Source organism: Kitasatospora sp. NPDC101235 (assembly GCF_044767505.1).
In the GTDB taxonomy this organism is placed as follows: domain Bacteria; phylum Actinomycetota; class Actinomycetes; order Streptomycetales; family Streptomycetaceae; genus Kitasatospora.
The window spans coordinates 309,136-323,299 of sequence record NZ_JBIWNZ010000002.1 but is presented as its reverse complement, the minus strand read 5'-3'; the positions used below and the strand labels follow the sequence as shown (position 1 = coordinate 323,299).

Annotated in this window: 12 protein-coding genes; 2 read left to right on the top strand and 10 right to left on the bottom strand. The window is 73.4% G+C overall.

What is annotated here, in order from left to right; genetic code table 11:
- Positions 1 to 232 precede the first annotated feature (232 nt).
- Positions 233 to 1,654 (top strand): ABC1 kinase family protein, encoded by a 1,422-nt coding sequence (locus ACIRRH_RS04885; protein ID WP_403061826.1) that lies wholly within the window; start codon positions 233 to 235, stop codon positions 1,652 to 1,654.
- Positions 1,655 to 1,777: 123 nt separating this feature from the next.
- On the opposite strand, the gene ACIRRH_RS04880 is transcribed toward ACIRRH_RS04885, so the two are convergent.
- The 4 genes from ACIRRH_RS04880 to ACIRRH_RS04865 form a co-directional block, all read right to left on the bottom strand.
- Positions 1,778 to 2,176, bottom strand: coding sequence for a hypothetical protein (locus ACIRRH_RS04880; RefSeq protein WP_403061823.1), 399 nt, complete (start codon positions 2,174 to 2,176; stop codon positions 1,778 to 1,780).
- Complete coding sequence (locus tag ACIRRH_RS04875; RefSeq protein ID WP_374120130.1) at positions 2,173 to 2,541, bottom strand: WhiB family transcriptional regulator; 369 nt, start codon at positions 2,539 to 2,541, stop codon at positions 2,173 to 2,175. Before ACIRRH_RS04875 ends, ACIRRH_RS04880 begins: the two co-directional genes overlap by 4 nt.
- Positions 2,542 to 2,712: 171 nt before the next feature.
- Positions 2,713 to 3,171 carry a hypothetical protein gene (locus tag ACIRRH_RS04870; RefSeq protein WP_403061820.1) on the bottom strand — a complete coding sequence of 153 codons (459 nt, stop codon included), beginning with the start codon at positions 3,169 to 3,171 and terminating at the stop codon, positions 2,713 to 2,715.
- A 271-nt stretch (positions 3,172 to 3,442) separates the two neighbouring features.
- Positions 3,443 to 5,710, bottom strand: coding sequence for an ATP-dependent DNA helicase UvrD2 (locus tag ACIRRH_RS04865; RefSeq protein WP_403061817.1), 2,268 nt, complete (start codon positions 5,708 to 5,710; stop codon positions 3,443 to 3,445).
- Between the two features lie 164 nt (positions 5,711 to 5,874).
- Between ACIRRH_RS04865 and ACIRRH_RS04860 the strand changes: the two genes are divergently transcribed.
- Complete coding sequence (locus tag ACIRRH_RS04860) at positions 5,875 to 6,132, top strand: mycoredoxin (RefSeq protein ID WP_224285395.1); 258 nt, start codon at positions 5,875 to 5,877, stop codon at positions 6,130 to 6,132.
- 34 nt (positions 6,133 to 6,166) lie between these two features.
- Here ACIRRH_RS04860 and ACIRRH_RS04855 read toward each other — a convergent pair whose 3' ends face one another.
- The 6 genes from ACIRRH_RS04855 to ACIRRH_RS04830 all read right to left on the bottom strand — a co-directional run bounded on the left by ACIRRH_RS04855 (position 6,167) and on the right by ACIRRH_RS04830 (position 14,162).
- Complete coding sequence (locus ACIRRH_RS04855; protein WP_403061814.1) at positions 6,167 to 7,006, bottom strand: GntR family transcriptional regulator; 840 nt, start codon at positions 7,004 to 7,006, stop codon at positions 6,167 to 6,169.
- Positions 7,007 to 7,276: 270 nt separating this feature from the next.
- On the bottom strand, positions 7,277 to 8,218 hold the full coding sequence (nudC, locus tag ACIRRH_RS04850; protein WP_403061811.1) for an NAD(+) diphosphatase: 942 nt from the start codon (positions 8,216 to 8,218) through the stop codon (positions 7,277 to 7,279).
- 70 nt (positions 8,219 to 8,288) lie between these two features.
- Positions 8,289 to 9,692, bottom strand: coding sequence for a dipeptidase (locus ACIRRH_RS04845; protein ID WP_403061808.1), 1,404 nt, complete (start codon positions 9,690 to 9,692; stop codon positions 8,289 to 8,291).
- Between the two features lie 134 nt (positions 9,693 to 9,826).
- On the bottom strand, positions 9,827 to 12,703 hold the full coding sequence (locus ACIRRH_RS04840) for an FtsX-like permease family protein (protein ID WP_403061805.1): 2,877 nt from the start codon (positions 12,701 to 12,703) through the stop codon (positions 9,827 to 9,829).
- Positions 12,700 to 13,464, bottom strand: coding sequence for an ABC transporter ATP-binding protein (locus tag ACIRRH_RS04835; RefSeq protein WP_403061802.1), 765 nt, complete (start codon positions 13,462 to 13,464; stop codon positions 12,700 to 12,702). Before ACIRRH_RS04835 ends, ACIRRH_RS04840 begins: the two co-directional genes overlap by 4 nt.
- A gap of 71 nt (positions 13,465 to 13,535) precedes the next feature.
- On the bottom strand, positions 13,536 to 14,162 hold the full coding sequence (locus tag ACIRRH_RS04830) for a PadR family transcriptional regulator (RefSeq protein WP_403061799.1): 627 nt from the start codon (positions 14,160 to 14,162) through the stop codon (positions 13,536 to 13,538).
- Between the last annotated feature and the right edge of the window lie 2 nt (positions 14,163 to 14,164).

Here is a 14,164-nt window from a genome sequence, read left to right as displayed (position 1 = left end):
CCCGCGCTCTGCCCTGGGCAGAGCGCGGGCCGCCAGGGGACCGGGAGCCACCGCTCCGGGTACGAGGCGGGCGGGTGGCAGGCAGGTGGGCGGGTGGTGGGTGGCGAGGGTGGGTGGGGGGAGGGGGGGAGGGGCCCGGGAAATAGCGGCCGACCCGAGTCGGGGAGCGGGCACAATGGCGTAGAGATGGTCGGCCGTCCGGAACCGGACGGCCAGGGAATGGAGGCCCCGGGTGAGCGATCTTCCGCGCAAGGCAATGACCCGCACGGCACGGCTCGCTGCCCTGCCGCTGGGAATAGCCGGCCGCGCCACGCTCGGCCTGGGCAAGCGGATCGGCGGCCGTTCCGCCGAGGTGGTCACCGCCGAGCTCCAACAGGCCACCGCCGACCAGCTGTTCAAGGTCCTCGGTGAACTCAAGGGCGGGGCGATGAAGTTCGGGCAGGTGCTGTCCGTCTTCGAGGCCGCGCTGCCCGAGGAGGTCGCCGGGCCGTACCGGGCGGCGCTCACCAAGCTCCAGGACGCCGCTCCCCCGATGCCCGCCGCCAAGGTGCACACGGCACTCGCCCAGCGGCTCGGCGACGACTGGCGCGAGCTGTTCCGCGAGTTCGACGACCGGCCCGCGGCCGCCGCCTCGATCGGCCAGGTGCACAAGGCGGTCTGGCACGACGGCCGCACGGTCGCCGTCAAGGTGCAGTACCCGGGCGCGGGCGACGCGTTGCTCTCGGACCTCTCGCAGCTGAGCCGGGTGGCCTGGCTGCTGGGCCCGCTGATCCCCGGGCTGGACGTCAAGCCGCTGATCACCGAGCTGCGCGAGCGCGTCTCGGAGGAGCTGGACTACGAACTGGAGGCACAGGCCCAGCGCCGGCACGCCGAGGAGTTCACGGGCGACCCGGACATCGTGGTGCCGGGCGTCGTGGCGCAGGCCGACCAGGTGCTGGTCACCGAGTGGATGGGCGGCACCCCGCTGGCCGAGGTGATCACGGACGGCACCCAGGAGGAGCGCGACCGCGCCGGGCAGCTGCTGGCCCGGTTCCTGTTCGCCGGCCCGTCCCGGACCGGTCTGCTGCACGCGGACCCGCACCCGGGCAACTTCCGGCTGCTGAAGGACGACGGCCCGGTGTCGGGCTGGCGGCTGGGCGTGCTGGACTTCGGCACCGTGGACCGGCTGCCCGGCGGGCTTCCCGCGCCGATCGGGGCCTCGCTGCGGATGGCGCTGGCCGGGGACGCGACGGGCGTGCTCCAGATGCTGCGCACGGAGGGCTTCGTGAAGCCCTCGATCCGGCTGGATCCGGACGCGGTGCTGGACTACCTGCTGCCGATCATCGAGCCGGCCGCGGTGGAGAACTTCCACTTCACCCGGCCCTGGATGCGCGCCCAGGCGGCCCGGATCGCCGATCCGCGCTCGCCCGCCTACAACCTGGGCAAGCAGCTGAACCTGCCGCCGGCGTACCTGCTGATCCACCGGGTGACGCTGAGCACCATCGGGGTGCTCTGCCAGCTGGGTGCCAAGGCGCCGTTCCGCACGGAGATGCTGGAGTGGCTGCCCGAGTTCGCCGAGCACCCGTCGGCGAAGCCCACCGAGCCCGCTCAGCCGGTCCGCCAGGCCCGTTCGGCCCCCGAGTTCGCCGAGCCCGCCCGGGTCCGCAAGGACTGACGCCGGCACCGCGACAACGGCCGCAGGCCGCTCCCCGGCGACGGGGAGCGGCCTGCGGCACGACGGGGGTGGGACCGGAGCCGGCGAGGGCCTGTCGACGACGGGCCTGCGGGCCGGCAAGCCCTACATCAGCGCGACGGCGAGCGCCTTGCGGGCGCGCATCGAGGCCCGCTCGGCACGCTGCCTGAGCTTGCGGGCCCGGACGACCCGGCTGATGAGCCGTTGGTTCTCGGCCTCGTGCAGCCTGTCTTGCATATGGGCACGGGCCAGGGATTCGTGGAGGAGTTGCATCTCGAGGATCCTGTTCTGGGTCTGAAGTTCGGTGGCCTGCTCGGCGCGGGCGGTGGGATCGACGGCGGCGGGGTTCATGTCGTGGTCCTGCTCGTGGTGCTTGCTCGGGAACGGGATGCGGGCTGCGGCATCGGCCTTGGCGGCGGCGATCCGCACGGATCGGCGGAGGGCGCTGTCCAGCGGGGGCTGCTCTCCCCGGCGGACGGCCCTGGCCTCGACGGCGGGGTTCACGCCATGACCTCGGTCTTGCGCGGACGGCCACGGGGACGCTTGCGGGCCACCACGACGCCCTGGACGAACAGCTCGCCACCCCAGACGCCCCACGGCTCACGCCGCTCCAGGGCGCCGGCCAGGCAGGCGTCCTTCACCGGGCAGGTGCCGCAGAGGGACTTCGCGTACTCGACGTCGGCCGGCGTCTCGGCGAAGAAGACCTCGGGGTCGAAGGCGCGGCAGGGGATGGGGAGACCGAGGGACTCGGCCTGCTCGATCGAGCTGAGCTGCATGGAAGGAACCTCCGGGGGGTCGGCCTGGTCGGCCTTGGTGATCTGGCTTGTCGGCGGTACGGACGGGGTGGGCGGTGTGATGACCGTGGACACTGTGGGCGTCTTCCTCGTCTTTTCTCAGTGGTTCCGGCCCAGGGGACTGGTGGTGCTGGGCCGGAGGCCCCGGAGGGCCTGGGTGGTCTTGCGTACCGGACAAAACAGAAGGGCCGCGGATCCCGGTGGTGACGGGTTCCGCGGCCCTGGAGGTGCCGACCTGAGGTTGGCTCAGGTTCGTTCTCTCCAGGGTTCAGGGCCGCGGAAGGCCCACATCCGGACGGCCTTGGCGCCCGCGAAGGCGGCCTTGGCCTGGTTAATCTGCTGCTCGTTCTGCTTCTGGGTGTTTCCGGCACCGATGACCTGCGCATAGCCGCCATGCATGGCGGCGGCTACAGCCGCCTTCGGTGCCTGGATCGGTCGCTCGTCGCGCAGGGAGCACGACGTGCCGAACGACGCCCAGTCACGGGACAGACCGGTCTCGACAAAGGTGCCGTCGACGCTCCTGCTGCCCGTGAAGCACAGATCAGTGTGTCCAAGACCACTGACAGCGGGGACGACGGAGACACCGGTGGTGTCGAGACCCAGACCGGTTCCACCGAGCTCGGCGAGCGCCCGCAGACGGGCGGCACGCAGGGAGGCAGCGACAACGGTCTGGCCAGTCATTTTGGTGATCATGATGTTTCCCACTGTCTTCGCCTCCTCTCGGCGTCTCGCGGAGCCTGGTCTCCCTGGCTCCGAATGTTCGGATGTCTGTCTCGGTAAAGCTCTGGGTGAAGCTCTCGAGCGAGGGGCGCCGGCACAGGTTTCACCCCGTGCGACCGCGTCCCCTTGACCGCTCCGGCAGGCTATTGCGCTCCCGGCACGTGGCGCAAACTATTTTTCACGCGAGTTCTTCGGCACGTCACACAACGGGTTCCGAAGCCACCCGGACAGCCCTCGGGGCCGTGCCCGGACCGGCTCAGGCGGGATCGGCCGGACCACCGTCCTCGACGTCGTCCGGATCCTCCTCGGGCTCCTCCCCCGCACACAACGAGAGCACGGCGGCCCCGTACTTGTCCAGCTTCATGGCGCCGACCCCGGAGATGGCTGCCAGCTCCCGGCGGCCGGCGGGCACGTCCTCGGCGATCGCCATCAGCGTGGCGTCGGTGAACACCACGTAGGCCGGCGCGCCCTGCTTCTTCGCCTGCCGGGCCCGCCACTCGCGCAGCCGCTCGTACAGCCCCTCGTCCATCGTGGACGGGCAGCTCTCGCAGCGGCGCAGCTTGCGCTCGACGGCCTCGGTGAGCGCCTTGTCGCAGACCCGGCACTTGACCGGTCCGCGGACCCGCCGCGCGGCGGAGCGCTCGCCCGGCTCGACGCCGCCGCGCCCGCCGCGCGCGCCGGTGCGTGCGCCCGGGGCGGCAGAGCCGGGGCGCAGCCCGTCCAGGAAGCGGCTGGGCTTGCGGCCGGCCCGGCCACCCGGGGAGCGGGAGAGCGACCAGGAGAGGCTGAGGTGCTTGCGGGCCCGGGTGACGCCGACATAGAGGAGGCGGCGCTCCTCCTCGACCTGCTCGTCGGTCTTGGCGTAGATGATCGGCAGGGTGCCCTCGGTGAGGCCGACCAGGAAGACGGCGTCCCATTCGAGGCCCTTGGCGGCGTGCAGCGAGGCCAGCGTGACGCCCTCGACGGCCGGGGCGTGCTGGGCGGCGGCGCGGGCGTCCAGTTCGGCGACGTAGGCGGCGAGGTCGGTTCCCTGGCCGGCCGCGGTGCGGGTGCGCTCGAACTCCTCGGCCAGCCGGACCAGGGCGGCCAGGGACTCCCAGCGGTCCCGGACGGCGCCGGAGCCGGCCGGGGGCTCGGCGGTGAAGCCGCGGGCGGCCAGCACCGCGCGGACCTGGCCGGCCAGGTCGGGGGCGCCGTCGGTGAGCGGGTCGGAGGCGGCCCGGGCGGCGCCGCGCAGCAGCACGCCGGCGTCCCTGACCTCGGGGCGCTCGAAGAACCGCTCCGCGCCCTTGAGCTGGTACGGGACGCCGAGGTCGGCGAGGGCCTGCTCGTAGACCTCGGACTGGCCGTTGGTGCGGAACAGCACCGCGATCTCGCTGGCGCGCACCCCGGCGGCGAGCAGTTCCTTGATCCGGCGGGCGGTGGTCTCGGCCTCGGTGGGCTCGTCCTCGTACTCGGTGTAGACCGGCTCGGGGCCGGCCTCGCGCTGGGAGACGAGCTCCAGGCGGTGCCGGGCGGCCTCGCCGCGGGCCTGGGCGAGCAGTCCGTTGGCGAGGTGGACGACCTGGGGGGTGGAGCGGTAGTCGCGGACGAGCTTGACCACCGTCGCCCCGGGGTGCCGGCTGCGGAAGTTCAGCAGGTAGTCGGGGGTGGCGCCGGTGAAGGAGTAGATGGTCTGGCTGGCGTCGCCGACGACGCAGAGGCTGGCGCCGCCGTCGGGGCCGGTCCACTGGTCGAGCAGGCGCTGCTGGAGCGGGGAGACGTCCTGGTACTCGTCGACGGTGAAGTGCCGGTACTGGGAGCGGACCTGGTCGGCGATGTCCGGGCGGTCCTCCAGGATCGCGGCGGTGAGCAGCAGGACGTCCTCGAAGTCGATGGTGCCGCGGCGGCTCTTGGTCTCCTCGTAGACGCGGTAGACCTGGGCGGTCTCGGCCGGGTCGCGGGGGGCCTCCCGGCCGGACTTGGCGACGGCCGCGGGGTAGTCCTCGGGGGCGGTCTGGGTGACCTTGGCCCATTCGATCTCGGCGGTGAGGTCGCGCAGTTCGGTGCGCTGGACGCGCAGGCCGCAGCGGCCGGCCGCCTCGGCGACCAGCTGGACCTTGCGTTCCAGGAGCTGGGGAACGGGGCCGCCGACGGCGCGCGGCCAGAAGTAGTGGAGCTGGCGCAGCGCGGCGGCGTGGAAGGTGCGGGCCTGGACGCCGTCGGCGCCGAGTTGGCGCAGCCGGCCACGCATCTCGCCGGCCGCGCGGGCGGTGAAGGTGACGGCGAGGACCTGCTGGGGGTGGTAGACGCCGCTGCGCACGCCGTAGGCGATCCGGTGGGTGATGGCGCGGGTCTTGCCGGTACCGGCGCCGGCGAGGACGCAGACGGGGCCGTGCAGGGCGGTGGCGACGGCGCGCTGCTCGGGGTCGAGCCCGGCGAGCACGGCGTCCGGGCCCGTGGCGGCGCCGGGGTCGGCCCAGGGGGAGCCGTGGGGGCCGTCGTACGGGCTGCCGCTCAAGAGGTCTTCCTGCATACGTTCCATCCTCTCAGCCCGGTGGGACAACCCGGGCGGGGTTGTCCACAGGCCCGGTGTGATCGCAGGATGATCGCTCCGCATGACGGTCGACGGCGTGCCGGAATGCCCGCCGCCCGGTGGACGTTCCTGCCGGAGACCGTACGCACCTCTCTTTCCAAGGAGCCCCCTCGATGTCCGGCACCGTGACGATGTACAGCACGACCTGGTGTGGGTACTGCAACCGACTCAAGAGCCAGCTGGAGCGTGAAGGCATCGGCTACACCGAGATCAACATCGAGGAGGACCCGGCGTCGGCGTCCTTCGTCGAGTCGGTGAACAACGGCAACCAGACCGTCCCGACGGTGCTGGTGACGCCGGCCGGCGGCGGCGAGCAGGTCGTGATGACCAACCCGAGCCTGCTGCAGGTCAAGAAGGCCCTGGCGGCCTGAGTCCGACCGGCCCGGGCCGCCGGGCCGGCGCGCGTCACGGCGCGTCGGCCCGGGCCGGGTCGACGGGCGTGGCGGGGGCGGGCAGGGTGGTGCGCGCGCCGAGGTCGCCGACGCCGTAGACGAGCCGGCTGCGGTCGGCCGAGTAGCGGGTCTCGATGACCCGCACGGGCCCGCGCCGGTCGTAGGTGACGCGGGTCTGCACCATCAGCGGCACGCCGGGGCCGCCCTGGAACCACTGGGCCTCCTCGGGGCCGGGCATCCGGGCGACCAGGTGGTCGACGGCGCCGATCTCGGCGCGCCCGAGGGTGGCGAGCACCGCCTCGTCGCCGCCCTCGACGGGGTCGGGTTCCATCAGCGGGGTGCCGGCGGCGAGGCCGGCCCGGTAGTGGCTCTCCTCGATCGAGTACGGCTCGCGGTCGAGCAGCCGCAGCTGGCGGCGGACCACGATGGCCTCGCCGGGGCGCAGTCCGAGCCGTTCGGCGATGTCCACCCGGGCCCGGACGATCATCATCTCGAAGTCGGTGCCGAGTTCCCGCCCGGCTTCGTCGGCCTCGCCGAGGTAGACGGCGGAGGGTGCGGCGAGGCAGTCGCGCGGTGTGGCGGGCGGGCAGGGTCCGTAGGCGCGGTGGTCCAGGACGGGGTGTTCGCGCAGGTACGTGCCCTTGCCCTGGAGGCGGACCAGGCGGCCCTCGTTGACCAGGACGTCGACGGCGAGCCGGACGGTGTTGCGGGCGACGCCGTACTGGCGCTCCAGTTCGCTCTCGACCGGCAGGGCGGCGTCGGCGGTGAACTCGCCCTCGGCGATCCGGCGGCGCAGGTCGGCGGCGAGGCGCTGGTATTTGGGGGATTGGGCGGTGCCCCGGGGGATTGTCACCCTCGTGAATGTAGCGAGCGCGGTGAGCCGGTTTCAGCCGTTTCCGGCAATATCGTCCGAGCGGGTCGACCCCGGGCCCGCGCGGTCGACTCCCAGTAGCAGAACTGGCCCGTCCTGATACGAACAGCTGGTCGTGGAGAATTCGGGAAGGGGTTGGAACGAAAAAAGGGGGGCGCATGGAATTGTCCACGCGCCCCCCTTTCGTATGGCCTCTCTTCGTACGGGCCCCTTCAGGCGGGCCCCTTTCCGGCCGGCCCCTTTCCTACGGGACTACCAGCGCGCCGCCGAGGGCAGCGGCTCCCCGTACCAGAGCTCGACCAGGTGCCGGGCGATCGAGATGCCGGACGGCGGCAGGATCTCGCCCGCCTCCATCCCGGCCCGCAGCTCCTCGCGGGAGAACCAGCGCGCCTCGGCCAGCTCCTCGCCGTCCACGGTGATCTCGGTGCCGCCGGGCAGCGCCCGGCCCGTGAAGCCGAGCATCAGGCTGGACGGGAACGGCCAGGGCTGGCTGGCGACGTAGCGCACCTCGCCGACCTGGACGCCCGCCTCCTCGTGCACCTCGCGGGCCACCGCCTGCTCGATCGACTCCCCCGGTTCGACGAAGCCGGCCAGCGTCGACCAGCGGCCCTCCGGCCACAGCGCCTGGCGGCCGAGCAGGCAGCGGTCCTGCTCGTCGGTGATCACCATGATCACCGCCGGGTCGGTGCGCGGGTAGTGCTCGGCCGCGCAGGAGGTGCAGCGCCGCACGTGCCCGGCGCCGGCCTTCTCGGTCGGGTGCCCGCAGCGCGAGCAGAAGCTGTGCAGCCGGTGCCAGTGCTCCAGCGCCACGGCGTGCACCAGCAGCCCGGCGTCCCGGTCGGACAGCAGCCCGCCGACCTCGCGCAGCCCGGCCGGGCGGGCGTCGCCGTCCAGGCGCCCGGGCAGGCTCTCGCCGGCCAGCGCGAAGTACGAGACGCCGTCCTGGTCGGTGCCGAGGAAGTACCGGTCGCCGGTCTGCGGCGCCTCGAAGGAGGGCAGCAACACGAGCTCGGTGCCCTGCGCGGTGTCGACCACGAACGCCTCGCCGCCGGCGATCGGCAGGACCCGGGTGCTCGGGTGGCTCCAGGCGGCCGCCAGCCAGGGCTCGTCGAAGCGGTGCTCGGCCGCCCGGTCCACCCCGGACCGGGCCAGTGCCAGGGGCAGCGGGCGCTCGGTCTCAGGCACGATGCTCACGTCTGTTCCATCCCCACGTGGTGAATCATCCGGATGAGTGATCTGGCTGCCATGGTGCACGCAGCGGGGGTCATGCCCCCGGCCGGAAGTTCTCGGCCAGGTCGCCCCAGAGGTACGCGGCGGTCTCCACGCCCTTGGCCAGCAGGTCCAGCTCGACCTTCTCGTTGACCGAGTGCCAGCCGTCCGAGGGCACCGAGATGCCGAGGAACAGCACCGGCGCGCCCAACACGTCCTGGAGGTCGGCGGCGGGGCCGGAGCCGCCCTCGCGGGTGAAGAGGATCTTCTGCTCGAAGGCCCGCCCCATCGCGCGGACGGTGGACTGGAGCGCGGGGTGGTCCAGCGGGGTCAGGCAGGGGCGGGTCGCACCCGGGAAGACCAGCTCGTACCGGATGCCCTCGGGCACCTGCTCGGCCACCCAGGCCCGCACCGCCTCGCGGACCTTCTCAACCTCCTGTCCGGCGACCAGCCGGAAGGACAGCTTGAGGTGGGCCGAGGCCGGGACGATGGTCTTGCCGCCGGGGCCGGTGTAGCCGCCCCAGATGCCGTTGACCTCGGCGGTCGGGCGGGCCCAGATCCGCTCCAGGGTGGAGTAGCCGGCCTCGCCGCGGGTGCCGTACGACTTGGCGACCTTCAGCCACTGCTCCTCGTCGAAGGGCAGCTCGGCGAACAGCTCGCGCTCGCGCTCGGTCAGCTCGATGACGCCGTCGTAGAAGCCGGGGATCGCGACCCTGCGGTCGGTGTCGTGCAGGGCGGCGGCCATCTCCGCCGCGACCTGGGCCGGGTTGGGGACGGCGCCGCCGAAGGAACCGGAGTGGATGTCGGTGTCCGGCCCGTACAGGTCGACCTGGGCGTCGGCCAGGCCGCGCATACCGGTGCAGACGGTCGGCGTGGTCGCGGACCACATGCCGGTGTCCGAGATGACGACCACGTCGGCGGCCAGCCGCCCGGCCTCGCGCCGGACCAGGTCGGCGAAGTTCGGCGAGCCGGACTCCTCCTCACCCTCGATCAGCAGCTTGAGGTTGACGGCCGGCGCGGTGCGGCCGGTGGCGGCCAGGTGGGCGCGCACGCCCAGGGTGTGGAAGAACACCTGGCCCTTGTCGTCGGCGGCGCCGCGCGCGTACAGCCGGCCGTCGACCACGGTCGGGGTGAACGGCTCGGTCTCCCAACCGTCCTCCCGGGCCGCGGGCTGCACGTCGTGGTGCCCGTAGACCAGGACGGTCGGCGCGGACGGATCCCCGGAGGGCCACTCGGCGAACACCGCCGGCAGTCCGTCGGTCTCCCACACCTCGGCCACCGGGAAGCCGGTCTCGCACAGCTTGGCGACCAGCCACTCGGCCGAGCGCCGCACGTCGCCGGACCGGGCCGGGTCGGCGGAGACCGAGGGGATGGCCAGCCACTCGGAGAGGTCGGCGAGGAAGGCGGCCTGGTGCTGATCGATGTAGGAGCGGACGACGCTGTCCGGGGTTCTCGTCATACCGACGACTGTAGTTCGCCCGTGCGGGTGCCCGCCCCGGCCGTCCGGCTGCCGGGCGCTCCGGGGGCTGTAACCTCCGTCACCCCCGTCGCGGCGGTGACGCGCGACGGGGGTGACGGACGGGTGCACCGGGCTCAGCCCGAGCGGCGCAGCAGGGTGATCCGCGAGCGGGTCATCAGCGCCGCGAGGGCGGCCGCGAGCACCGGCAGCAGCAGCACGGTGGCGGCGATGGCGGGCCACGGGAAGACCAGGCTCGCCTTGTTGGCGAGCTCCTCCGGGCTCATGCCGGGGTAGCTGTTCGCCGCGGCCTCGACCTTGCGCAGCGCCACCCCCGGCACCACGCCGCAGACCACGCCGAGCAGGGCGCCCATGGCGGCGATCACCCCGCACTGGAAGCCGGACAGCGAGCGCCGGATGCGGGGCTCGGCGCCGACCGCCGCGAGGGTGGTCAGGTCGCGCTGGGAGTCGGCTGCGGCCAGTCCGGTGGCGATGCCGGCCGCGCCGAGGGCGACGATGCCCGCGAAGACGTTCAGGCCGAGCTGGATCAGTCCGGCCGGGGACTCGTAGCCGCGTTCGATCTTGAGCACGTCGTGGTCGCTGACCTTGGCCAGCGCGCCGTCGGCCTTCTGCTGGGCGCTGTCCGAGGGCATGCCACCGGGCAGCCAGACCGAACCGGCCGGGGTGGTGGCGAAGCCGAGCCGGGCGACGGTGTCCGGGCTGACCACGACCTGGGCCGGGGCTGGCACCGTGGGTGCGGCGAGGACGGCGTCCACGGCGATCTCGGTGTGGGTGGGCTTGGCCGGGCCGCCCCCGTTGCCGGTGGCCAGACCGCTGGACCGGAGGATCGTCTTGCCGTCCTTGATGTAGCGGGCGTCGAAGACCACGGCCTTGCCGGCCGCGAGGGCCTGGCCGCCGACCGCGTCGGTGACTCCGTAGAGGTTGCGCAGCAGGGTGGCGTCACCGGCCGTCACCGGGTTGAACGGGCTGCCGCGGCGGTGGTCGGTCTGGCAGCGCTTGTCGGTGCTCAGGATCTGATTGCGCGCGGCGTCGGAGAGGGTTTCGTCCGAGTCCATGAGCGGGCAGCGGTCCTCCTTGGGCAGCTCGACGCTGACGTAGCCGCAGTAGCTGCCCTCGGAGCAGTCGCCCTTCGGCTGGACGCGCCGGACGTCGGCGCGCGGGCCGAGGTCGGGGATGCTGCGTTCGACGGCCTCGCGCATCTGCGGCAGCATCTTCTCGTCGGACAGCCAGCCGCTGCCGAGGATGACCGCCCCGGACGGGCCGGAGGCGACGTACTCGCGCCGGTACTGCTCCTCGTAGCTGGCGATGTAGACGCTGACGGCCACGGAGCCGGCGACGGCGGCCATCACGGCGGCCACGGCCGGCGCGGTGCGGCCGCGGTGGCGCACCGAGTCGCGCAGGGCGAGCCGGGGGCCGAGCGGGAGCCAGCGGCCGAGCCGGCCGAACAGGCCGACCAGGTAGGGCACGAGGGCGACCATGCCGAGCTCGGCGACGGCCGAGCCGCCGAGGACGGCGAAGCTGCGGTTGCCGACGCCGCTGGTGGCGCCGTACAGGGCGAGGGCCGCGCCGCCGCCGAGCATCAGCAGGCCGAGGACGGCGAGCTTGCGGCTCGGCGGCTTGAGCGCGTCACGGCCGGTGAGCGCGGCGACGACGTCCTGCCGGGAGGCCTGGACGGCGGGCACGACGGCGGCCAGCAGGCCGGTGACGAGCCCGACCAGGAGGATGCCGAGCAGGTCGAGCGGCAGCACGGCGAAGTGGCCGAAGCGCCGGCCGGAGTACTCCTCGGCGCTGGTACGCAGCAGGGCGACCAGGCCGGTGCCGAGGCCCAGGCCCACCACGGCGCCGGTGATGCCGAGGACGACGCCGCCGCCGAGCACGACCGCGCGGACGTTGGCGCGTTCACCGCCGGCGGCGGCGAGCAGTCCGAGCTGTCGCCGGGAGCGCCGGGCGCCGACGGCGAAGGCGGGGCCCGCGAGGAGGACGATCTCCAGCAGGGCCATGCCGACGACGGTGGCGAGGATGACGACGTCGGTCCGGTTGAAGTAGTTGGTGCCGCCCCCGTACTGCTTCATCTCGACGAAGTACGGGACCTCGTCGCGGGCCGGCGGGTCGGCCAGGACGGTGCGCGAGGTCACCACGAAGCCGTACTCGTTGAGCTCCTTGACCTTCTGCCAGTCGATCGAGGCCCCGGCCGGGAGCTTGACCAGCCAGCGGGTGGGCTCGTCGGGGCCCTTCGTCGCGCCGCCGGGGCCCTCCGTCGGGCTGTTGGAGTCGCCCGACGGCTTGGGGAGCCGGTTGAGCAGGGTGCCGGGGCGGGCGGTGAGCTCGGTGGCACGCAGGTCGCCGGGGTACTCGTAGACGCCGGTGATGGTGAAGGTGCTGGCCTCCAGACCGCGGACGGCGGTCCTGTCCCCGATCTTGAGCCCGGAGCGCTTGAGGAAGTCCCGGGTGACGGCGGCCTCGGTGTCGGCGGCGGGTGCGCGGCCCTGGACCAGGTTCATCCGGCCCCGCCAGACCGGGTCGGCCAGGTCGGCCTCGCTGACCCGGGTGCTGATCAGGCCCTCGGTGCTGCTCGCGGCGGTGTACGGGCCCGAGAGCTCGGGCACCAGGGTGGCGCCGGCCGGGAGCAGTTGGCGGGCCAGCTCGGCGGGTGCGGTGTCCCGGGCGCGCTGCTGCGCGGGGGTGTACTTGGGGGCTTCGCCCTCCTTGACGTCGTCCTCGGCGCGCTTGACGCTGTACCCCTGTTCGGGGTCGGGCGCCTGCTTGACGGAGGCGCCGCGTTCGGTCATGTACAGCTCGCCGGTCGCCTGGCCCATGTACCGTACGGCCTTCTCGGCGGGCGTGAGGTCGGCGCTGCGGAAGACCACGTCGGCGCCGGTGACGCCGAGGACGGGCAGGGCGACCATGGCGATGACGAGGGCGCTGCGGCCCTTGGAACGCAGGGCGTCGCGGCGGGCCATGCGCAGGGCCACCCGCCAGGCGCTGAGCTTCACTCGTCCACCTTCATGCTGTTGGTGGCGGCGCTGACGAGCAGGCTGGCGGCGTCCTGGCTGACGGACTCGTCGACCATGCGGCCGTCGCGCAGGAAGACGACCCGGTCGGCCCAGGCGGCGTGCCGGGCCTCGTGGGTGACCATCATGGCGGCGGCGCCGGCGTCGCAGCGGGCGCGCAGGACGGCGAGGACGGCCTCGCCGGTGGTGGAGTCGAGGGCGCCGGTGGGTTCGTCGGCGAGGACGAGGCGGCGGTCGCCGATCAGGGCGCGGGCGATGGCGACGCGCTGCTGCTGGCCACCGGACATGTCATCGGGGAAGCGGTCGGCGAGTTCGGGGATGCCGAGTTCCTCCAGGGCGGCGAGGGCCTCGCGGCGGGCGGCGCGGGTGGACAGCCCGTCGAGTTCGCGCGGCAGCGAGATGTTCTCGGCGGCGGTGAGCGCCGGGATCAGGTTGTAGTCCTGGAAGACGTAGCCGACGGAGCGGCGGCGGACCTGGGCGAGCTTCTTGCGGTTGAGCTCGCCGAGGGCGACGCCCTCGACCAGGACCCGGCCGCCGCTCGGGGTGTCCAGGCCGCCGGCCAGGGTGAGCAGGGTCGACTTGCCGGAGCCGGAGGGGCCCATGACGGCGACGAACTCGCCGGGGTGGACCTTGAGGTCGACGCCGCGCAGGGCCTGGACCTCGGCGGCGCCGTGGCCGTGGACGCGGGTGACGTTCTCCAGGTGGAGCACCGGCGCCTGCCGGGCCTCTTCGGTGTGGGACACGAATTCCCCCCTTGTGCTGGGTGTGGGCCCGGAGTCGGGGCCGGGCCTGGTGGTTCGGGTGTTGCGGGGGCTCAGGTGCGCAGGCGGCGGCCGCGCTTGGCGGGCGCGGCGCCGTCGCGGGCGGCCTCGGCGGTGCGGTTCTGCAGGAGTTCGGCCTGCTGGGCGAGCCGGGTCTCGCAGTGGTCGAGCCAGCGGATCTCCGCTTCGGTCTGGAAGATGAGCTGGTCGAGGACGAGCAGCCAGGCCAGGTCGTGGCCGGCGGAGGGCACCACGCCGGGGCGCGCCTCGCCGGACAGGGCGCGGCCCTTGAGCCGGGTGTAGTCCTGGAGCGCCTTGATGCTGTGTCGGCGCTGGCCCTGGACGACGGCCGAGACGTCCACCCCGGGGACGGTCACCGCCATGGCGAGCTTGATCGCCAGTTCGTCGCGCGGGGGGTTGGTCCGGGGCACCGGGGTGTCGAACCAGGTCCGCAGTTCCTCCCGGCCGGCGTCGGTGGCGGCGTAGAACTGGTGGCCCTCGTCGTCCTCCCCCGCGGGCTCGACCAGCCCGTCGCGCTCAAGCCGCGACAGCGTGGTGTAGACCTGCCCGACGTTGAGTGGCCAGGTGGCGCCGGTGCGCGCCTCGAACTCGGTGCGCAGCTGGTAGCCGTAGCGCGGGCCCTGGTCGAGCAGGGCGAGCAGACCGTGACGGATGGACATAC

Coding starts and splice junctions, on each gene's coding strand:
- ACIRRH_RS04865 (WP_403061817.1), bottom strand. CDS start 5,710: ATGGAACGTATGCAGGAAGACCTCTTGAGCGGCAGCCCGTACGACGGC.
- ACIRRH_RS04860 (WP_224285395.1), top strand. CDS start 5,875: ATGTCCGGCACCGTGACGATGTACAGCACGACCTGGTGTGGGTACTGC.
- ACIRRH_RS04845 (WP_403061808.1), bottom strand. CDS start 9,692: ATGACGAGAACCCCGGACAGCGTCGTCCGCTCCTACATCGATCAGCAC.
- ACIRRH_RS04830 (WP_403061799.1), bottom strand. CDS start 14,162: ATGTCCATCCGTCACGGTCTGCTCGCCCTGCTCGACCAGGGCCCGCGC.